Here is a 21040-nt window from a genome sequence, read left to right as displayed (position 1 = left end):
GAACATCGACCGATGTGGCCATACGCGTCGCATCGTTCCTCCCGTTCCGCCGCGCGCTATTGCTTTGCGTCCAGGGCGGGAAAGCGCGCGAACGGCGGCTCGTCCGCGCTCGGACCCAGTTCCCGCGCGATCCGCGCGCGCAGCGTCGCATGGGCGGCGCGTGCTGCGGCGGCGTCGTGCCAGCCCCGCAGCACGCCCACGATCGCGTCGAGCAGCGGTTCGGCATTGCCGGCGTACACGGACTGGGCCTGCGAAGGATAGAGGATCTGGAGCAGCGCCGCCTCGAGGAGTTTCGCCGCGGTGGCGGTGTCGCCCACCTCGCCGAGCAGGCCGGCATAGCGGATGCGTTCGTCGGCGGTGAGCGCCGGGATGGTCGCGAGCCGTCGGGCGAGCGGCGCCGCGGCTTCGGTCGGCAGCGCGGTTCCGGTCTTCCGGAGGAGCAGCGCGAGCCGGTGGAGCGCGGCAGGACGGATCGTCCCGGCGGCCAGCGCGGCGAGTCCGCTCCCGATCTCGGCCTTGGCTTGTCCCTGCTGGACCAGGCCTGCGACGATCAGCGCGTCGAGCCTGGACTGATAGGGACGCAGCGCCGGATCGATACCGTCCAGCCAGTGCGCCAGCTCGCGCGTGAGCATCGGCGTCGCCAGCATGTCGAGCAGCGCCGCATTCTCGGTGGTACGCCCCTCGGGATCGGGCAGCGCTTCGAGCAGCTGCATCCGGCCGCCCAGTGCCGGTCCGTCCTCGCTTTCGCGCGGTGCGGTGGCGCGCCAGGCTGCGCGCAGCGCGGCGCGCACCGCCGCCGGCCCGCGGGCGATCGCCTGCGCGACCTCGCGAAGCGGCGATGCGCCTTCCGGCGTCACCTGCTGGCGCTCGCCGAGCGCACGGCGGCGTTCGGCTTCGGCGACGGCGGGGTCGCCCGCCGCAGCGGCAGCATAATCCGGATAGAGATGGCTGAAGACGAAGCGGAAATCGGGCTCGAACCGCCCTTCGCGTGGCGCCGTGGCGCGGTTGACCATCTCGACCAGCCAGTCCTCGTCGGCGATGTCGGCGCCGCTCGCCTGGGCGAGCGCCGCCGCCTGGGCCTTCTCCCCGCGGATCCGGTAGGCCATTTGCAGCACCGATGCCGCCTCGCGATCGTCGCGATGCGCGGCGACATAGCGCGCCAGCAGCACCACGAAGCCGTCGCGATCGTGCCGGGTCCACAAGGCGTCGAGCGCGCCGCTGACATAGCTGGGATTGTCGGGATCGAGCGCGGCGAGCTTCAGATAGTAACCGGGGACCTCGGCCCGCTCGGCCGGCACGCTGCTCGATGCCGCCGGGAGCAGGAAATCGCGATAGAAGCCGGCGATTGCCGCGGGATCGGCATGGTCGCGGGCGAGGAAGGCGTCGATCGCCCGGCGCCGCTCCTCGGCGAAGCGCGCGCGGATGATCGGGGCGGCATAGTCCAGGCCCTGATAATGCGCGCTGGTATCGGCATGCAGCGCCTTCAGTTCCTGATAGGCGGTCGCCTTGTCGCCGGCAAAAAGCGCCGCCAGGAACGTCGGCAAATGGCGGGCATCGGCATAGCGCGTGGCGGCCGCGCGGGCGACGCGCAGCAGCAGCGCCCGGTTGCCGGGATCGGGATCGAGCACCAGCAGCTTCTGCACGACGAACGCCGCCGTCTTGTTCTTCAGCCCGCGATCGAAGCCGATATCGGTCTCGATGGCCGTGCCGAGCCGCGCCTGCTGGGCGGCGTCGAGCGGGACGGTGAGCAGCTGCCCGACCAGCGCCTCCTGATAGGCGGTCTCGGCGCCGCGTGCGCGCATCAGCTCGACCAGCCGCTCGTACAGTGCCAGCTTCTCGGCCACCGGGAAGCGCGCGACCAGCCCGCCGGGCGAGGCGGACTTGTCGCGCCGCATCGCGAAGGTGACGCGGGCATAGGGCAGGGGACCATTGCCCTGGTCAATCAGCAGCGTGAGCAGCTGGCTGTCGTCGAACAGCGGATGGCCGGCGGCCTTTTCGATCCGGCCATACCAGTCGCCACCGCTGCGATAGACGTCGAGCAGCACGCGCGATCGATAGGGGCTCTGCTCGATCGGCCTCAGGATCTGGCTGCGGAACTGCTCGGCGGGGAGCGCGTCGACGGCCTTGAGCACCAGCGTGTAGAGCGGCGAAACCATGCCCGCGCGCGGGCGCCCGGCGGCCATCGCTGCGTCGTTCGCCGCCTCGGCCGTCATCGCCTGGGCGAGCTGCCCGCGAATGGCGGCAGGGTCCCCGCTCGCCAGCGCGACCGATTGGGCGAGCTCGACATTGTCGTCGTCCGCCGCCTGCCGGGCCAGCGCCAGCGATACCCAGTCGGCGGAGGCCGTGAAGGGCGGAGCCCAGCCTTCGAGGTCGCGAAATCCCGCAGCCGCGCGGGCGGCGACGGGGTCCTGGGCAAGCAAAGGCGCGAGGCGCTGGTCGATCGCGTCTGCCAGCGCACGATCGTCGAGCTGGTCGGCGAGGCGGCGGCCGAGCTGGGTGAGCAGTGCCAGCCGGGCATAGCCCTGCAGCGTCTGCTCCGGTCCCGGCGCGACGGCGGCCGCCGCAGCGTCGAGCAGCCCGATATAGTCGCGGCGCACGCGCGCGGTTGTGGCCGGGTCGGCGGGCCAGGTCAGCAGCAGCCCTTCGACCAGCGTTCCGAAATATTGCCGGGCATCCAGCACGGCATCCTCGCTGCCGCCGCCGCGCAGCGGCTGGCGCAGCGCGAGCGCGGTCAGGGTGCGCCAATACCAGTCGAAGGCGATCGCGTCGTCGCCGCGCTGCTCGCGCAGGATCGCGGTCTTCACCACCAGATCGGGGTCCTCGCGGTCGCGCAGCAGCGCGCGTTCGTAATTGAGCAGCGCCGGATCGATCAGGCCCTGGGTGGCATAGGACTCGCCCTTGACGCGATCGACATCGACCAGCCCGTCGAGCCCGCGCATCATGCCGAAGGCGCGTTCGGCCCCCGGCACGTCGCCCACCGCCAGCAGCGCGCGGGCGAGATCGGTATAGACGTCGGGCGGATAGTCGCGTTTCAGCGCCAGCAGCCGGCGCCCGAAGCGCAGTTTCGCCGCGACATCGCCCACCGCCGGGCCGCTGCCGCCGGCACCCGGCGCGGCATTGCCCGAAGCGAGCGTGACCAGCATGCGCAGCACCGCCGGTCGCTGGTCGCCCGCCGTCGGCAGGGCGTTGGCATAGGCGCGCAGTTGCAGCGCGAAGTCGGTCTCCGCCTGGGCGAGATCGGCGAGCTGGGCGTAGAGCCGGGCATCCTCGCCCTCCAGCACGATGCGTTCGAGCACGCGCCGTTCGGCCCAGCGCAACCGGCTCGCGGCGAGGCGGGCGAGCCCCGGCGGCGGGGGCGGTCCGTTGGGATCGGGCGACACTGCCGCCATCAGCGCATCGATCGCGGCGGCGAAGCCATTGGCGTCGCGGGCATGCTCGGCCGCATATTGCAGCAGCGTCGCGGCCTGAGGCTGCCGCCCCTGCTTGCGCAGCAGGTCCGAGAGCTGGACGACGGCATCGATATCGCCGGGCGCCATCGCGGCGGTGCGGCGATAGGCGTCGATCGCCGGTTCCACGAACCCTGCCGAGCCATAGACGGCGGCGGCGAAGCGGGTCGCCTGGAGCGGATCGAGCGCGGAGGCCTTGCGGAGTTCGCCCAGCAGCGCCTCGATGCGCGCGCGCTGCGCTTCCGGCGCCTCGCCATCGGGGGCGAAGCGGATCGCGTTGAGGGTCAGCTGGCGCAGATAGAGATCGGCGTTCTTCGGATCTGCGGCGACGAGCCGGCGCAGCGTGGCATCCACCTTGGCGTGATCGTCCAGCCGGGCATAGATGCCCACCTGGCGCTTCAGCCACGCCGCCTCGCTCTCGCCGCTCGCCTTGGCCTGGCGCTCGACATCGGCGAGGGCGGCGACGCGATCCTTGGTGGCGATCCGCAGTTCGATCAGCAGCGCCAGTTCGTCCTCGCCGATGCGGCGGGTGGCGAGGCCCTTTTCGAGCTCGGCGATCAGCGCGTCGGTCTGGCCGAGCTGGCGCGCGGTGCGGACGATCTGCTTGGCGAGATAGGTCTTGCGCGCCGGCAGATTGGCCGCGGCCCAGAGCCGGCGCCAGCGGTCCAGCGCCTCCTGGGCATGGCCGCTTTCGCCGGCCAGCGCGGCGATGCGGACGCGCTGGTCGTAATCGAGGGCCGGATCGCGCGCCTCCACCGCGCGCAGCACGTCGAGCGCCTGGTCCTTGTGGCCCAGCGCCTCATAGGCATCGGCGACGGCGATCCGCTCGGGCGCGGCCGGCGGCAACTGGCTGCGCAAGGCGGCGAGCTGGTCGAGCGCGGCGGCGTCCTTGCCGGCGGCGCGGGCGGTCTCCACCAGGAAGAAGCGATAGGGCACTGCCATGCCCGGTGCCTTGCCGGCCTCCGCCATCAGCGCCATCGCGGCGTCTGCCAGGCCCATCGCGATCATCTGGCGCGCCGCCGGCACAAGCAGCTCGGCGCGGCCCGGATTGGCGGCGAACAAGGCGCGATAGGCGGCGATCGCGCCTTCGCGCTGCCCCTTGCCGAGTTCGAGCACGGCGAGCGCGGTATAGCCTTCCAGCCGGTGCGGATCGGCGTCGATCAGGCGGCGATAGGCGTCTTCGCCCTCGCGAGCGCGGCCGGCGAGATCGAGGATGCCCAGCAGGCGCTGGCGCATCGCGGGGTCGCTCGACGCCCGTACCGCCGCCAGCGCGGCATCGTAGCGGCCGAGTTCGAGCTGCAGGTCGATGCAGGTCTGGGCGATCTCGGCATCCTCGGCGGCGTGCGGCGCCAGAAAGGCGAGCGCTCCGGCCAGATCCTTGGCGTCGCGATAGCTCTCGACGAGGAGGGCCAGCGCGTAGCGGCGATCGGCCAAGGCGGTGGCGAGGCGATAGGCGCGCCAGCCGTCGGCGCGCGCTGCCGCGCCGTCGCCGGTGGCGATCGCCCATTCGGTCCGACGCAGCGCATCGGCCAGCGCCGTCGGGCCGCTTTCAGCCGGGTGGTAGAGGCGCAGCGCGTCGCGCGTATCGCCGAGCAGCGCCGCTGCGAGGGCGATGCGATCGCGATGGGGGGCATCGGCATCGCCCAGCCGGACGAGCGGCGCCGGATCGCTGCGGCTGTCGAGCAGCGCGCCGCGCAGGGCGAGGCGGAAGCGCTCGGCGGGATCGCTGGTCGCGGCCGCGGCGCGTGCATAGGCGGCCGCCGCCCCGGTATCGCCACGCGCATCAAGCAGTTGCGCCTGAAGCAGCCAGCTATCCAGCCCTGGGGCGAGCGTCACCGCCTGGTCGGCCGCCGCCTGCGCGGCATCGCCGTCGCCGCGCTGCCAGGCGATGGTCGCGCGGGTCAGCAGCGCCAGCGCCCGCACCGCCGGGGGCTGCGCGGCGGCGGCGGCCGCATCGAGTTCGCGGTCGAGCGCGGGCACCCGGTCGTGCAACACCGCCTCGGCATAGAGGCGCTCGGCCGCCGCGCGATCGAAGCGGGGGGCGTGCACGATGCGTTCGAGGCGCTCGGCGGGTGCCTGCGCCGCTGCCGGGCGGCCCTCCAGCGCGACCAGCGCCAGCGCGAGCGACAGGGTCCAGCAAAGCGGGCGGCGGGTGATGGGCATCGATCGGTTCTTCATGCGGGGCGCCGGCGACCGGGCCAGCGGCGATGGATCAGCTCCACCAGATAGAGCAGCAGCGCCAGCAGCGCGAGCCAGCCGCCCAGCGCGATGGCGACCAGCCCGCCGGCGGGCGGGCGCGGCGGCGCGAAGGGCGCGTCCGGCCCGTTCGCATAGGTGCCGCCGGTGCGGCGGGCGAGCGCGTCGAGCGGCAGCACATGGCCGCCGCCGATATCGGAGCCCGCCCGATCGGCGGCGCGCAGCAGAAGCGCGCCGCGCCGCAGTTCGGCGCGAGCGGGCTGGGCGGGATCGAGCCGGGTGCGCGCGGTGAACAGGCCGGGCGCGCGTTCGATCATCGCCACCGCTGCGCCGGGCCTGCCCTGCGCATCGAGGAAGCGGAGCACCGGCGCGGTGCCGTCGCCGGCAGGATCGCGGAAAGTGGCGGTCAGCATATCGAACCGGCGGTCGAGCTGCAGCGTCGCCGCCGGATGCTGATCGGCGGTGCGGGCGATCAGGCTCGCCAGCCAGGCGCCATAGCCGGGCCAGCCGCGCCACGGCGCGGTGCCTTCGCCCAGCGGCTCGGTCATCAGCGCGGTGACCCGCCCGGCGCCGCGCTGCCAGCTCGCCAGCAGCGGATCGCCGGCGGGGGTGGTGAGCAGCGTCTCGGCCGCCGCGCGCCGCCCTGCGGGCACATAGCCGGAAAGCGGCGGCGCACCCGCCAGTGTCATGCCGTGCCAGCGCGGACTTCCGGGAAGCGGCTGCACGGCGAAGCTGCCGCTGCGATAGCCGGGCGCCGGCTTGTCCTGCGGCTGCTTGAGGTTGAGCTCGACCAGGCTGAACTCGTCGGGCACCGCATAATAGCGCCCGCGGCCCCAGCGCGCCCATTGCGCCATCCGCTCCTCGCCTTCGGGATCGGCGCCGACCAGCGCGGTCGAAAGGTTGATGCGATCGTCGGCGATATGGGTGAGCAGCGCCTGGTAGCGTTGCTCCTCCACACCCGCATCGGAGATGACGAGGATGTGCTTGTAGCGGGCATTGCTGCCCTTCAGCGCATAATAGGCTTCCTGGATGGCAGGGAAGAGGATGCTAGACCCCTGCGCCTGCATCCGCCCGATCGCGCGCTCGACGCCTGGAATGTCGCGCGCCGGCTGGAGCGGCACCGCCCATTGCTTGGCGCCGTAGAATTCCACCACGCCGACGCTGTCGGTCGGCCCCAGCTTGCGCACCGCGAAGCGGGCGACCTGCTTGGCCAGCTCGATCGGCGTGCCCGTCATCGAGCCCGAGCTGTCGATCACCACCACCAGCGCGACGCTGGGCTGTTCCAGCTTGTCTTCCTGCCGCAGCGTCACCGGCAGCGCGGCCGCGAGCGGCGTGCCGTCATAGCCGCCCATGCCAAAGGCCTGCGCTCCGCCGGCATAGAAGAGACCGGCGCCGCGCTGCGTCACCGCGTCGAGCAGGCGCTGCTGCACCGGGGCGGCGAGCGCGCGGGCGGGCACGTCGTCGACGAAGAGCAGCGGATAGGCGGTCAGGTCGAAGGCCGGGGTCAGCGCGGCGGGCGACCGCGCGTCCACCGCGAAGCCGGCGCCGAGCAGCGCCTGCAGCCGGGGCGCGGCGCCCTGCTGGCGGCCTTGGACATAGAGCAGCCGCAGCGGGTCCTGCACGGCGGCCATCGCCTGCAGCACCTGCGGACCGGGCGTGAGCACCGCACGCACCGGCACGAACCCGGCATGGCCGGCCGGGAAGCGGAGCGTGAGCTTCGTCGCGCCGTCCACCGCGAACCGGTTCGATCGGGCGACGGGCTGGTCGTCGGCGAACAGCGCGACCTCGATCCCATCGGCATGCCCGGTGATCGTCAGCGTTGCCTGCGCCATTTCGCCGACCCGCACCGGGGCGAAGGCGATGTCGGTGATCGCGGGCGGCCCGTCGGGCGCGGCAACCGCGATCGCATGGACCGGGATGCCGCGCCGGACCAGCCCGGCCACCGCCTCGTCCCAATGCGCATCGCGCGCGGCGCCGTGCCCGATCACGGTCACGGCGCCGGTGGCGCCGGGCGGGATCTCGGCAAGCGCGCGCTCGAGGCCGGTCGAAAGCGCGCCGGCGGGCAGCGTCACGCGCGCATCGATGCGGCTGTCCTCGATCGCCGGACGCGCATCGCCCAGCGCGATCAGCGTCACGCGGTCCGCGCGTCCCGCCTGGGCGAGCGCACGCCGCAGCGCCGCGACGCCGGCATCGCCGCTGCGGGTGTCGAGCAGGATCGTCTGGCGCGCGCCCGGGCGCCGCAGCACCAGACTGGGCTGGGCCAGCGCGAGCAGGATGCAGCCGAACAGCGCCGTGCGCAGCAGCCGCTGGGCGATCGTCGGTCGGCGCCCGATCCGCCACCACAGCAGCGGCAGCAGCAGCGCCAGCCAGAGGAAATCGGGACGAAGCAACGAAACGGCGATCGGCAACACGTCTCTCATGGCAGGCGGCCGCGCTGAAACAGCACCCACTCTCCGGCGAGCAGCAGGGCGGCGGCGATCAGCGCAAGCGTGAAGGGCAGGTCGAGCGGCAGCAGGGCGTGCGCATCGCGGGGGGAATCGGCGGGCAGCGTCGCCGCCTGGCCGAGCGTCGTCGCCGGATCCGCGAGCGAGACCGCCACGGGCATGTCGCCGACCCGGGTCTCGCCGGGCGCGCGGAGTGCGATTGCTCCGCCCAGTCGCGCGGCGGCGAGCGCTGGGGATTGGCCGAGCGCGTCGCCGCCGTCGAGATCGACGAGCGGGGTACCCGCCGCCGCATAGGGAATCCAGGCCGGCGGCGCGGCGAGCCAGTGCAGGCTCTGGGCGACGAACAGCGGCAGGCTCGGCGATCGGGCGAAGCTGCCGGTCGGATCGAACAGCTCGCGCCACACCGCAACCGTGCGCACGGGGCCGGACGCCATTTCCACCGAGACCGGGCGATGCAGCGTATCGGCCAGGGCGACCGCATCGAACTGGCCGAGCCCAAGCTGGTCGAGCGCGTCCGCCAGATCGGGTTGCGGCGTGCCCTCCACATAGGTGAAGCGGAACGCGGCTTGCTGTGCCGAGGCCGGTTGCAGGATCAGTGTAGGCTTGGCCGGAATCGCGGGATCGCCGGCGGCACGGACCACCACATCGGCCTGGGCCGGGGCGACCGGCCGGAGTGCCGGATCGGCGGCGACCGCGGCGCGGATCGGCTCGGGTACGCCCGCCAGGATCGCGACCCGGATCGGCCGGCGATCGGGCAGGCGCAGCGCAGCGCGGTCATCGGCGGGGAAGCCGTCGCTGCCGGGCAGGCGGGCGGCGATCAGGCTGCCGTCGGCTGGCAGGTCGCGCAGCAGGAAGCGGTCGGCGCCGGCCTGCTCCACGCTCGGGGAGAAGGGCCGGCCGTCGCGGGTAAATGCCAGCGGGTCGGTCGGCGCGCCCCGGGGCGCGGCGGCGACGCGGACAAGCACATCCGCTCTGTCCCATGCGCCCGACGCCGCCGGCACCGCGCCGATCGCGACGATCCCGCGATTGCCGGCGATCGGGGGCGCGACATAGCCCTGAACGAGGCGCGGATCGCGCAGCACGGCGAGCGTGGCGGCAGTGCCGTAATAGTGCAGCGCCGCGCGCTGGTCGCCCGGCAAGCGGGTGCGGACCCAGTCCGGAAAGCGGGCGGGAATCGCCTCGGGCCGCACCGCCGCGAGCCGCCGCGGCAGCAGCGCGATGTCCTCGCCCGGGGCGAGCAGCCGCGTGCCGACAGCGTCGCCGAGATACACGGTTCGGCGGTCGGCGGGCACCGCGCGGGCGTCGGCGATCAGCGCACGCCGCGCCTCGGCGAAGCGGTCGCCGGCGGTCATTCCCGCGGTGGCGTCGAGATAGAAGATTTCCGCGCGCGTGCCGGGGGCGGGGGGCAGGGCGGGGCGGGCGCCGGCCAGCCACAACAGCCATGCGATCGCGAGCACGAGCAGGAAGGCGAGCCAGTGGCGGAAGCGTCGGTGCAGCACGCGCGACGGCGCCGCCTGCGCCGCCGCCTGCCAGAACAGCGTCGTGGCGACGCGCACCACCTGGCGCTGCACCCGCAGTCGCTGGAGGCCATAGAGGATGGCGGCGAGCACCAGCGCGCCGGCGATGAGCGTCGTGAGGCCGAAGCCGGACAGGATCAAAGCGACAGCCTCCCGCCCTGGAACAGCGTGCCGAGCTGCTCGAGCACGTCGCGCGTCGCATCGATGCGAGCGAGTGCCGCGCCTTGCGCCAGGGCATGGGAGAGCAGCCGGTCGTTGAAGGCGGCATAGGCTTCGCGATAGCGGTCGAGCAGATCCGGGGTGATCGTCAACTCGACCTGCGCGCCGGTCTCGCTGTCTTCCACGGCGACCTCGCCGGCCAAGGCCGGGTTGCGGCTGGGGTCGCCGTCTTCCGGGCGGACGAGCTGCACCAGCAGCGTGCGGTGCGGCAGCAGCGACAGCGCCGGCAGCACCTGATCGAGTCCGTCCGAATCGAAGAAATCGGACACGATCACCACCAGCCCGCGCCGTAGTCGCATCGCCGCCAGCGTCTCGATCGATCCGCTCAGCGACGTGCCCGCGGCGGGTGCATATTCGGCGAGATAGCGCGCCACCCGCACCAGATTGCCCTTGCCGGAGAGATGGCGGGCCTGGATCGTCATCGCGTCGGAAAACGGAAACAGGCCGATCGAATCCTGCTGGCCGAGTACGATCGCCGCAAGGGCGAGGCTCACGCGAAGCCCGGCATGGATGCGCGGGCTTTCGCCGGTGAACATGCTCCTGGAAATGTCGATCAGGAAATAGACCGGCATCGACTGGCGTTCCTCGAACACCCGCACGAACAGCCGACCGAGGCGGCGATAGATGTTCCAGTCGATCGTCCGCAGATCGTCCCCGGCGATGTAGGGGCGGAAATCGGCGAAATCGACGCCCTGGCCGCGGGCGTTGCTGGCCTGCTCGGCCAGCCGGCCGCCCTTGTCGACCCGCGTCACCGAGAGCGCGAACTGCTGCACGCGCGCGAGGAAATCGGGATCGAACAGGGCGTCGAAGCTGAGCTGCGGGGCGATCAAGGCTGGACTCCGGAAGGGCGGAAATAGTCGCGGACCAGCCGCCGCTCCTGCGGGGTCGCGGGGCGATGGGGCAGGCGGCCGGCATCGCCGCTGCCGATGCCGCGATCCCCGGCGACCGCGCCGCCGCTGGCCCCGGCATGCGGCGGTACCTGCTGCGGCTGACTGGAGACGAGGCCCGGATTGGCGGTGCCGCCCAGCCGGTCGGCCATCGGCACCGCGAGCAGCAGCGCCGCGACGCCGTTCGCGCGCTTCAGCGCGTCCGCGCCGTTTCGCTGTCCGTCGCGGCCCTGGCCCTTGCCCTGGCCGGGCTGGGTCTGGTCGGACTTGTTCTGCTGGTTGCGGTTCTGCTGGCCCTGCTGGTTGCCGTTGCTGCCCTTGCCGGTCTGTGGGCGCTGCTGTGGGGCGAGCGGCGAGGCGGAGGGCGGCTGCGCGGCGCCGGCATTGCCGGGCTGCTGCATGTTGCCACCCTGCCGGTTCGATTCGCCGTCGGGCGCGGCGCGATCGGCACCGGCCTTGTCGCCCGCGCCCGAACGTCCGTCCTGTGCCGCAGGAGAGCGATCCCCGCCCTTGCCGGCGTCGCCATGCGCACCCGCCTGCGCCGGATGGGCATCCCCCGGCTGCGCGGCGGCGGCGCCGCCCGCCCGGCTCGCACCGGGGGTGTCGAAGCCCTGCGCCGTACGCGCCGCGCCCTGGCCGGCGCCGGCCAGCCCCGCGCTGTCGCTTCGCCGCTCGGCGCTGCCGGTGCCGCCCGGCGCGGTGGTCGCGCGCGCCCGATCGGCCATTCCGGTCGGCGCCCCGCCCCGACCCGTTGCTGCGGTCCCGGCGTCGCCGCGTTCGCGATCTGCTACGATGGCGGGGCGCGCGATCCCGGTGCGCACCAGCGCGTCGGTGAAGGCGTTCGAGGCAACCCGCGCCGGGCCGAGCCTTTGCTGTGCCGCGGTGCCTGCCAGCAGCACAAGCGCCATCGCGGCGAACGGCCAGCGTCGCCACGCGCCGTGCGGTGAAACGAGCGCGGGCAGCGGCGCAGTCGCGGCGCGCGCGATCCAGGGATCGGCCTCGCCCATTGCGGCGCGCTTGAACGGCGAGGGGGAAGGATCGCGCAGGAACTCGTCCGTCGTGGCGATGCGGTCCTTCAGGCCCAGCGTGCGATCGAACAGGGTGGTGGCGGCGCGGCGTGTGACGTGCTGGTGCCGCAGGTCGCGCAAGAAGATGCTCGCAAAGGTCGTCGCCGGCACCAGCAGCGCCGCGGCGGCCACCGCTTCCCAGCGCAGCGCCACGAACCAGCCGAGCGCGAAGGCCAGCGCCGGCACCGCCACCGCCGCCGGCAGCGCCACCCCCAGCGCCCGGCGCAGCGCCGCCCGCCGGCCGACCGCGCGCAAATGGCCGGTCCCGCGCGCCTCGATCGCCGCGATGTGTTCGGCCAGATGGAGGTCAACCTCGTGCAGCATCCGTGATCCTGGCTGGTGCGGGAAGCGCGACCCCGAGCCGGCGTCTGCGCAATCCCGCGCGGAAGAGCAACAGCGCCGCCCAAGGGAAGCGAGTGCCCGACAACGACTCCTTTGATGGCTACGCGTTCAGGCTTGCACCAACCTTGCGCGGCGGCCCGAGTTTCGGCTGCAAGGCTGCTGCAAGCTTCGCATGCAGGATGCTGCCCGGGCGCCAGGCCCGTTCAGCACAGGATCCCCCCGTTGACCGCTTCCCGCACCGCCCTGCTTCTCGGGCTGCTCGCCAGTGTCTCGTTCGTCGCTGCCCCTGCCGCCTGGGCCGGGCCCCAGGCCGCCGCGCCGAAGGTGGAGCGGGTGAAGATCGCCTATCGCAGCTTCACGCTGCCCAACGGCCTCACCGCGATCGTCTACACCGATCATGCGGTGCCCAGCGTCCATGTCGGCGTGCGCTATCGCACCGGATCGAAGGACGAGCCGGCCGGCCGCAGCGGCTTCGCCCATTTGTTCGAGCATCTGATGTTCCAGTCGACGCGCAACCGGAAGGGCGGCTTCCTCCAGGCGCTGGAGGCGATCGGCGCGGGTGACATCAACGGCCAGACCACCACCGACTGGACCGACTATCACGAGACGGTGCCTACCGGCGCGCTCGATCGGGCGCTGTGGATGGAAGCGGACCGGATGCAGTATCTCGCCGACGGCATCACGCCCGAGGAGCTGGAAGAGCAGCGCGGCGTGGTGAAGAACGAGAAGCGCCAGGGCGAATTGCAGCCCGGCGCCAAGGCGGCCGACCGCTTTCTCGCCGGCTTCTATCCGCCGGGCCACCCCTATGCCCATTCGGTGATCGGATCGATGGAGGATCTCGATCGCGCCTCGCTGGCGGACGTGAAGCAATGGTTCTCCGACTATTACGGCGCCGCCAACGCGGTGCTGGTGGTGGCCGGCGATATCGATTTCGAGACGGCGCGCGCCAAGATCACCCGCTATTTCGGCGCGGTGCGGCCGGGCAAGGCGATCGACCGGACCGACCAGTGGCTGCCGTCCTTCGCCGAGGTGAAGCGCGAGACGCTGTACGATGCGGTGCCGGTCGCCTCGGTCAACCGGACCTGGCCGGTCTCCAACGAGAATGCGCGGGAGAAGACGCTGCTCCAGCTCGCCGCCAAGACCATGGCCGGTTCGCAGGCAACGCCGCTGGTGCGCGCGCTGGTCGACGAGGCGAAGGTCGCGCTGGGCGTCAGCGCGCGGCTGGAGGAAAGCCAGCTCGGCAGCAGCTTTACCCTGTCGGTCGCGCTGCGCCCCGGCGTGACGGCCGAGCAGGCCGCGCCGGCGATCGATGCGGCGCTGGCCCGGTTTCTCGCCGCCGGCCCCGATGCCGAGCGGCTGCAGGCGGTCATCGCCAGTTCGGACGTCGCCCTGCTCCGCATGATGGAGCACGCGCCGGCGGTGGGCGGCTGGCTGCTGGCGAGCATGGTCGATCACGACGACCCCACCTATTTCCTCCGGCAGCGCGACTGGATCGGCGCGGCCACCGCGCCCGAGGTCCGCGCGATCGCCGCGAAATGGCTCGGCCGCCCCTATTACGAGCTGCGCCTGTTGCCCACCCCGCTGCTCCAGGCGGGCAAGGAGGATGCCGCCACCGCCACCACCCCGCCGCCGGTGCAGGCAACGATCGGCGCGGTCCATTTCCCCCCGATCGCCGAGACGCGCCTCGCCAACGGGCTGAAGATCGTCGTCGCCGAGCGGCACGGCCTGCCGATGGTGCAGGCCCGCCTGCAGTTCGAGACGGGCTCGCTGCTCGATCCGCACTATGCCGCCGGCGCCGCGCGCCAGGCCTTTGCGATGCTCGACGAAGGCACCGCCACGCTCGATCGGACGCGCTTCGCCGCGCGCATGGCGGCGCTCGGCGCCGGGCTTTCCGTCGATGTCGGCGGGCGGCAGGCGGCGGTCAGCTGGAGCGCCGCCGGGGCGCAGCTCGACGCGGTGTTCGCGCTTGCCGCCGATGCGGTGCGCAACCCCGCCTATCCGCAGGCGGAAGTGGACAAGCTGCGCGAGGCGATCGACACCCAGTTCGACGGGCTCGCCCGCAATCCGATGGCGGCGGCCGGCCCGCTTTATGCCCGCGCGATCTGGGGTGCCGATCACCCGCTCGGCCGCATCGCCACGCGCGAGGCGGCCCGCGCGCTCGATCGCGCCGCGATCCAGCGCTTCCACGATGCCGAGCTCGGCCCGAACGACGCGACGCTCTATCTGATCGGCGACATCACCCTGGCCCAGGCCAAGGCGCTGGCGGAACGTCATTTCGGCAGCTGGAAACCGGTGCAGCCGAGCGCGATCCCGCCGATCCCGCCCGCGACCGAGGCGGCCCCGCGGATCATCCTGGTCGATGCGCCGGGCGCGCCGCAGACCAGCATCACCGCCGGCCATCTCGTCGGTCCCTATGCCGCCGATTTCGCCGCGACCGAGCGGCTGGTGGATGCGGTGCTGGGCGGCAGCTTCCAGAGCCGGCTCAACACCGATCTGCGCGAGACCCGGGGCTGGGCCTATGGCTTTGGCGCGTCGATCGCCGAAAGCCCCACCGGCCCGCGCCTGTTCACCGCCAGCGGCACCGTGCAGGCCGACAAGACCGCGGCGAGCATGCTGGAGATCCGCAACCAGATCCGCGACTTCACCGGCGATCACCCGCTGGCGGCCGCCGAGCTGGAGCGCGAGCGCGCGGCCGCGATCCAGCAGGGGCCGATGGCCTTTGGCGGCAACAGCGCGTTCCTCGCCGCGATCGTCGCCGCCGACACCTATGGCCAGCCGCGCAGCTATGCCGAGGGGATGATCGGGCGCCTGTCGCAGGTGACGCTGGACGGCGCGCGTTCGCTCGCCGCGCGGACCTACCGCGCCGATGCGCTCACCTGGGTGGTGGTCGGCGACCTCGCCCGGATCGAGACGGAGGTGCGGGGTCTCGGGCTGGCGCCGGTGGAGGTCTGGGATGTGACGGGGAAGCGGGTGCGGTAGGGAAGGCCCATCGGACGCGTTCCCGGAGCCCAGCCATAGCTGCCCGGCTGGATGCCAGGCCCCAGCCTCAGGTCCGCACGCTGGCCAGCAGCTCCGCAATCAGATCATCCGCCGTGATGTTCGCCGCCTGCGCGTGGAAATTGGTGACCACCCGGTGGCGCAGCACCGCCATCGCCACGGCGGCGAGGTCGTCGGTGGCGACGGCGTAGCGGCCGTCGAGCAGCGCCTGCACCTTGGCGGCGAGCATCAGTCCCTGAATGCCGCGCGGCGAAGCACCCAGCGCCACGTTGCGGTTGATCGCCGCGGTCGCATAGTCGCTGCCCGGCTGGGTCGCCATCACGAGGCGGATCGCATAGGCCTTGGCAATCTCGGGCACCGGCACCTCGCGCACCACCGCGCGGAGCCGGTTGAGCGTCGCCGCATCGGTCACCGGACGCAGCTCCACCCGCTCGCCGCTGGTCGTGCGATCGATGATCGCGTGATATTCGGCCTCGCTCGGATAGCCGACGATCAGCTTGAACAGGAACCGGTCGAGCTGCGCCTCGGGCAGCGGATAGGTGCCTTCCTGGTCGACCGGGTTCTGCGTTGCCATCACGCAGAACGGCTCGGGCATGCGGATCGTGCGGCGGCCCACGGTCACCTGGCGCTCCTGCATCACCTCCAGCAGCGCCGACTGGGTCTTGGGCGTCGCGCGGTTGATCTCGTCGGCCAGCACCAGGTTGGAGACGATCGGCCCTTCCTGGAAGCTGAGCACATGGCCGCCGCCTTCCGCCTCGGTCAGCATTGAGGTGCCGATAATGTCCGCCGGCATCATGTCCGGCGTGAACTGGATGCGCGAGAAGGGCAGGTCGACGGCACGGCTGATCGAGCTGACCAGCATCGTCTTGCCGAGCCCCGGTACGCCTTCCAGCAGCACATGGCCGCCGGCCATCAGCGCCGTGAGCACGCCGTCGATCACGCCTTCCTGCCCGACGATCATCTTGCCGACTTCGCTGCGGATCGCCTCGAAGGTCTGCTTGAACGCGGCGGCATCCTGGCGGACGGCCTCAACCATATCGTGCATCGGGTGGAAATTCCGTTATGCTTGGGTGAAATAGAGCCCGGCCTTGGCATGGCTGGCTTGCACGAGGCTTGCCGCTGCGGCCGGCGATGGTCATTCGAGGACGAGCTGATAGCCCATGCCGCGCACGGCATGGATCTTCACCTGCCCGGTATGCTCGCCAAGATTGCGGCGCAGGCGCGAGATCTGCGATTCCAGCGAGTTGGCGTTGACGAACTTGTCATAGCCATACACCCGCGATTCCAGCGTTTCGCGCCGCACGAGCTGGCCGGGCCGCGCCATCAGCGCCTCCAGCACCAGCGCCTCGGTGCGGCGCAGGGCGAGCGGTGTGCCGTCGACGGTGAAGCTGCAAGCCTCGACGTCGAGGGTGAGTGGGCCGAAGCTGCGCAGCTCGCGCTCGGCGTTGAGCGGGCGGCGCAGCGCGTTGCGGATGCGCGCCAGCAATTCGCGCGGCTCGAACGGCTTGCTGAGATAATCGTCGGCGCCGAGCTCGAGCGCGTCGACCCGGTCGTCGATCTCGCTGAGTGCGGTCAGCAGCAGGAAGCGCTGCGGGTTGTTGCGTGCCTTGGCATGGCCGATCAGCGCCACGCCGTCGCCGTCCGGCAACACGCGATCGAGCAGGATCAGGTCGAACCCGCCGCACTCGATCGCGTCCTCGGCCATGGCGAGCGAGTCCGCGACGTCGACGACGAAGCCGTTGCGCTCCAGAAACGCGACCAGCGTTTCGGCGATATCCGCATCGTCCTCGACCAGCAACAACCGCATTATGCTTCCTCGCTCGCGCCTCCGGGGGGAGGGGGCAGGCCCGCGAAGGAAACGGCCTGCCCCCACCGGGTTCCGGTGATCCCGCCGACATAGGGATACAATGATGCCGACAAGGTTCACCAGCCCCCGGGACTAGAAGGAGAATTGCAGCTCGAGCGAGCCGGTCCGCCCGGCGACGTTGTAGCGCGCGGTATCGTAGGGCAGGCTGTCGATCACCACGAAGGGCGGCTTGGCATCGAAGATGTTGCGCGCCGCCAGGTTCAGCCGCACGTCCTTGCGTACCCGCCACGATCCGGTGAGATCGAAGGTGGTGTAGGACCGTACCGGGCGGATCTGGTTGGTGTCGTAGTAGACGCCAGCGGCCTGGTAGACCGTGTAGTTGTTGGTGTAACCGGGCGTGTAATAACCCCAGACCATGGCGTTGAAGTCGCCCTTGCTCCACCCCAGCGAGCCGACGATCTTGTACTTGTCCGGCCCCAGCACCTTGCCGAGCTGCGAGATCGGCGCGGAGGCCTCGGTGAGCTTGCGTTCGGACTTGAGGTTCTGAAGCACGGTCAGGCCGGGCTCGAACCGGCCGAGCCCGGTCTCGATGCTGTAGTTCAGCTCATAGGTGATCGAGGAATAACGCGAGCCGGCGATGTTGTAGATGAGGTTGCGCTGCTGGGTGATTCGGCCGGACGCATCGCGTGGATAGAACTCCGGAAGCTTGTAGGTCTGGAGGAGGGGCGTGACCAGGTAGAGGTCCTGAAGATTGGCGTATTCGTTGCTGATCTTCGTGTAGTTGTAGGTCACCGTCGCGCGCAGCCCGCGCAGGACGCCCTCGGGCGCCCAGGTGCCACCGAGATTATACTGGTTCGACGTCTGCGGCTTGAGGTTCGGGTTGGGCGCCTGGACGATAGGCACCTGATAGCCGACGCGACCCCGCGAAACGATGCAGTTCACCGTGCAGGTGTAGAGCGGATCATCATAGATCGTGGTGTAATAGCTGTTGTTCGTGCCGGTCAGGCTGAACAGCTGGGTATAGGGCGGCGCGCGGAAGCCCTGCGACCATTTGCCGCGCAGCGTGAGCGTCCGCACCGGTTCCCAGCGGAACCCCACCGAGGGGGTGGTGCGCGAGAAGCGGTTGTGGCCGAAGATGATCTGGCCGCCCTGGTCATAGGGCACGTTGTTGACCGTGCCGACGGCGCCGTCGGTCAGATAGGTGTCGTTGCGCGCCGCCAGGCTGAACAGTAGCGAGCGGACCAGCGGCAGTTTCCAGCGGCCGCCGATCACCGGCACCGTCAGTTCGCCGAAGGCAGCGTAACGGGTGCGGCTCACGGCGGCACCAGTCTTGGTGTTCACTTCGCGGCTGTTGACGCCGTCGTCGTTATACTCGCCGCCGATCGCATAGTTCAGCCGGCCGCCGGGCAGATCGACCAGCACGCCGTTCATGTGCAGTTCGTAGTTCTTGTTCTGCGACTGCCGGTTTTCCTGCGCGTCGTTGTACAGGAAGATCGAGGCATCGGCGCCGGGCGCGTTCAGGTCGCTGCGCCACGGATTGAACGCGGTCGCGGGATCCGTGCTGGTCAGCGCGGCGCACTGCTTCTGGAATGCCGCCTTGTAGGCATCCAGGTTCGGCCCGCGATACTGGTTGTTGGCGATCGCGAAGTTATAGCACGAATAGCCGGTCGGCGCCTTGGGGTCCGCCTTGAACGAGACCAGCGAGCCCAGGATGGTCGAATCGGCGTTGGACCGCGACGTCGACGTGGTGAACACGAATTCGAGACGGGTGTTGCTGTTCAGCTGGTAGCGCAGACCGGCATCGATCGTCCATTGCTGCTGCGAGTTCTTGATGTGCGCGTTCGGGAACTTGCCGCTGTCGATTTCCGCCTGCGGATAGTAGGAGACGCGCGTGCCCGGGTCGAACCGGCTGAAATAGGTGGCCGGGAACGGGTTGTAATATTGCCCCGGCCCAAGCACCACGTTCAGGCCCTGTTGGTAATCGGTGAGCTGCGAGTTCTTCGAGCGCGTGTAGAGCCCGTCCGCGAAGAAGCTGAGCTTGCGGGTGATTTCCTGCTCGAGGCTCAGCGTCGCGGTGATCGTGTCGGTCTTCGGGCCGCCGAATTCGGGCACATAGTCGCGCTTGGCCGAATCGGGAAGCTGGATGAAGTCGCTGATCTTGGGCGCACCGGTCAGGCCGGGGCGAACGCTCATCCCGGTTTCCCGGGTGATCGTGTTGAACGTCACCGGATCGACGGTGCTGGTGCTGCTGACGATCACGCCCGGCTGCAGCCCGCGCGAGAAGGTGCGACGGTCGAAGTCCGCATCGCCGCCGTAGAAGCTCGAATAGTCCTGCGTCACATAGCCGGTCTTGTAGTTGTTTACCGGATTGCGATGCGTATAGCTTGCGGTGCCCGAGAGGTTGCCCGAACCCCAGGCGACGCCCGAGGCGATGCTGAAGCGCGAGTTGCTGGCGGCATTGCTCGAAAATTCGTGCTGCGCCGAAAGCGTGGTGCCGGTGTAGTTCTTCTTCAGGATGAAGTTGATCACGCCGCCCATCGCGTCGGCGCCGTAGACCGCCGATGCGCCGCTCATGTTGATCTCGACGCGCTCGATCGCGTTGAGCGGGATGTTGTTGAGATTGGCGAAGCCTTCCTCGATGCCCGCGGCGCCGGCGACGCGGCGGCCGTTGACGAGGATCAGCGTATTGCCCGCGCCGCTGCCGCCCAGATTGGCGGCCGAGACGCCGAGCTGGCCGAGGTTGGAGACGCCGACCTTGCTCGGCCCCGGCGCGGTGAGCGGGCCCTTGGTGCGGTCGTTGGTGATCGCGCCGATCGTCGCGACGTTCTGCGGCAGGGTGCGGACCAGTTCCTCGACGCTGGTCACGCCGCGCGCCTGAATCTCCTTGGCGGTGATCACCTGGGTAAGGCCGGTCGGATCGCCGTTCTGCAGGCGGCTGCCGGTCACTTCGATCGTGTCTTCATATTGCACGATCTTGGCGCGGCGGGCGCGTTCCTCCGCGCTGGTCTCGGGCACCGTGGTCTGCTGGCCATCGGCCGCGACGGTGTCGTCGGGCTTGCCGGCATCGGCGGCCGGGGCGGTGGTCTGCGCCATGGCAGGAAAGTGGGTAACGGTACCGAGCGCGACGCCCAGCGCGAGCAGCGACACACGCAATTCGATTTTCTGCAAGTTCAAGCCCCCGATGATCGGCGCCCGTTCGGCGGGCGCCGCTGTTCTCGATCGCCGGCCCCCTGTATGGGCCGACCTCCTCGCTGCGTGTCCGCGATCGCACTCTCGTGCCCCGCGGTGTTTGTAACATTTGTGTAGTGGGTAGGCCGCCAAGCTTGCACAAACCTTGCGCCGCAGCCGCCCGGCGCGTTGCATTCTGGCACACGGCTTCCCTGAGGAGCGCGGACTGTCGCACCGGCACGGCCCATCCGAACCCTTTGATATTCCGGCCGTTGTCAGGGTGGGCGTCCACGGCCTGCATGGTCGTTGTGACAATTCGCCGGGGCGCGATGATGCTGATGTTGTCAGGTGCTGATCCCGAAACGGGCATGTGCCGACCGGCGTGATTCGTCCGGATAACGGCAGGCGCTCCCGGCATCCGCGCCGTGTTCCGGCTTTGGGTGGGGCGGGCATCGGCCCACTCGCGCGCAGCCGAAGCAGTTGAGGCTATGAAGATAGCGGATGCGCAACAGGGAGATTGGTTATCAAAAAACATGTCTCGAATAGTGGAAAATACGGATGGAACTATGCTCGTAACGTCAAGTCGTCGTAAATTGTCATGAGAATCATATATTCCCGTACGGCTCTTGATGAACCTAATCGCTAGATTTAGTGAAAATAAGCGGACGAAATTGCTCGAGGAAGGGGATTCAATATAAATTAACTGCAAATATGACGGGGGTGAGTTTGGGCATGATGCACTTCTTCACATAATGGAGATACGACCGCTGGTGCGGCTCGTCGCTGGTCCGCGAAAAGGTCCTAGTCGCAGAAGCGGCTATCATTCTAGAAGGAGAGTAAGATGTCTTTTTCAGTTAACACCAATGTCGGCGCAATGGCTGCTCTGCAGAGCTTGAGCTCTACGCAGAAGGACCTTTCGACCACGCAGAACCGTATCAACACCGGCATGG

The 21040-nt window shown here is 70.4% G+C and carries 9 protein-coding genes and 1 pseudogene; 2 read left to right on the top strand and 8 right to left on the bottom strand.

Annotation, left to right across the window (positions count from 1 at the left end; translation table 11 throughout):
- Window positions 1-56 precede the first annotated feature (56 nt).
- The 5 genes from SAZ01S_RS15585 to SAZ01S_RS15565 are packed head-to-tail and all read right to left on the bottom strand — an operon-like array spanning window position 57 to window position 12100.
- Window positions 57-5609, bottom strand: coding sequence for a tetratricopeptide repeat protein (locus SAZ01S_RS15585; protein WP_218018095.1), 5553 nt, complete (start codon window positions 5607-5609; stop codon window positions 57-59).
- A gap of 11 nt (window positions 5610-5620) precedes the next feature.
- Complete coding sequence (locus SAZ01S_RS15580) at window positions 5621-8050, bottom strand: VWA domain-containing protein (RefSeq protein ID WP_084583199.1); 2430 nt, start codon at window positions 8048-8050, stop codon at window positions 5621-5623.
- Window positions 8051-8058: 8 nt separating this feature from the next.
- Window positions 8059-9744, bottom strand: coding sequence for a hypothetical protein (locus SAZ01S_RS15575; protein WP_084583198.1), 1686 nt, complete (start codon window positions 9742-9744; stop codon window positions 8059-8061).
- Entirely contained in the window at window positions 9741-10652 is a 912-nt protein-coding gene (locus tag SAZ01S_RS15570) for a DUF58 domain-containing protein (RefSeq protein ID WP_084583197.1), read from the bottom strand. Before SAZ01S_RS15570 ends, SAZ01S_RS15575 begins: the two co-directional genes overlap by 4 nt.
- On the bottom strand, window positions 10649-12100 hold the full coding sequence (locus SAZ01S_RS15565; RefSeq protein WP_084583196.1) for a hypothetical protein: 1452 nt from the start codon (window positions 12098-12100) through the stop codon (window positions 10649-10651). The genes SAZ01S_RS15570 and SAZ01S_RS15565 overlap by 4 nt, the downstream gene beginning before the upstream one ends.
- Window positions 12101-12340: 240 nt before the next feature.
- Here SAZ01S_RS15565 and SAZ01S_RS15560 point away from each other — a divergent pair, with 240 nt between their 5' ends.
- Window positions 12341-15097 carry a M16 family metallopeptidase gene (locus tag SAZ01S_RS15560; RefSeq protein ID WP_167693185.1) on the top strand — a complete coding sequence of 919 codons (2757 nt, stop codon included), beginning with the start codon at window positions 12341-12343 and terminating at the stop codon, window positions 15095-15097.
- 67 nt (window positions 15098-15164) lie between these two features.
- Here SAZ01S_RS15560 and SAZ01S_RS15555 read toward each other — a convergent pair whose 3' ends face one another.
- The 3 genes from SAZ01S_RS15555 to SAZ01S_RS15545 all read right to left on the bottom strand — a co-directional run bounded on the left by SAZ01S_RS15555 (window position 15165) and on the right by SAZ01S_RS15545 (window position 20090).
- Window positions 15165-16160: an AAA family ATPase gene (locus tag SAZ01S_RS15555; RefSeq protein ID WP_084583194.1), complete on the bottom strand. Its 996-nt coding sequence runs from the start codon at window positions 16158-16160 to the stop codon at window positions 15165-15167.
- 90 nt (window positions 16161-16250) lie between these two features.
- Window positions 16251-16922, bottom strand: coding sequence for a response regulator transcription factor (locus SAZ01S_RS15550; RefSeq protein ID WP_084583193.1), 672 nt, complete (start codon window positions 16920-16922; stop codon window positions 16251-16253).
- A 132-nt stretch (window positions 16923-17054) separates the two neighbouring features.
- The gene (locus tag SAZ01S_RS15545) at window positions 17055-20090 is read right to left on the bottom strand and encodes a TonB-dependent receptor plug domain-containing protein (protein ID WP_218018094.1); all 3036 of its coding nucleotides are present in this window, start codon (window positions 20088-20090) and stop codon (window positions 17055-17057) included.
- A gap of 841 nt (window positions 20091-20931) precedes the next feature.
- Between SAZ01S_RS15545 and SAZ01S_RS24460 the strand changes: the two are divergent.
- A pseudogene (locus tag SAZ01S_RS24460) lies at window positions 20932-21040 on the top strand (flagellin); the annotation flags it as partial.

Origin of the sequence: Sphingomonas azotifigens NBRC 15497, assembly GCF_002091475.1 — a bacterium.
GTDB lineage: Bacteria > Pseudomonadota > Alphaproteobacteria > Sphingomonadales > Sphingomonadaceae > Sphingomonas > Sphingomonas azotifigens.
Note: the sequence above shows the minus strand (reverse complement) of the source record. Positions and strands in the feature narration are given on the sequence as shown.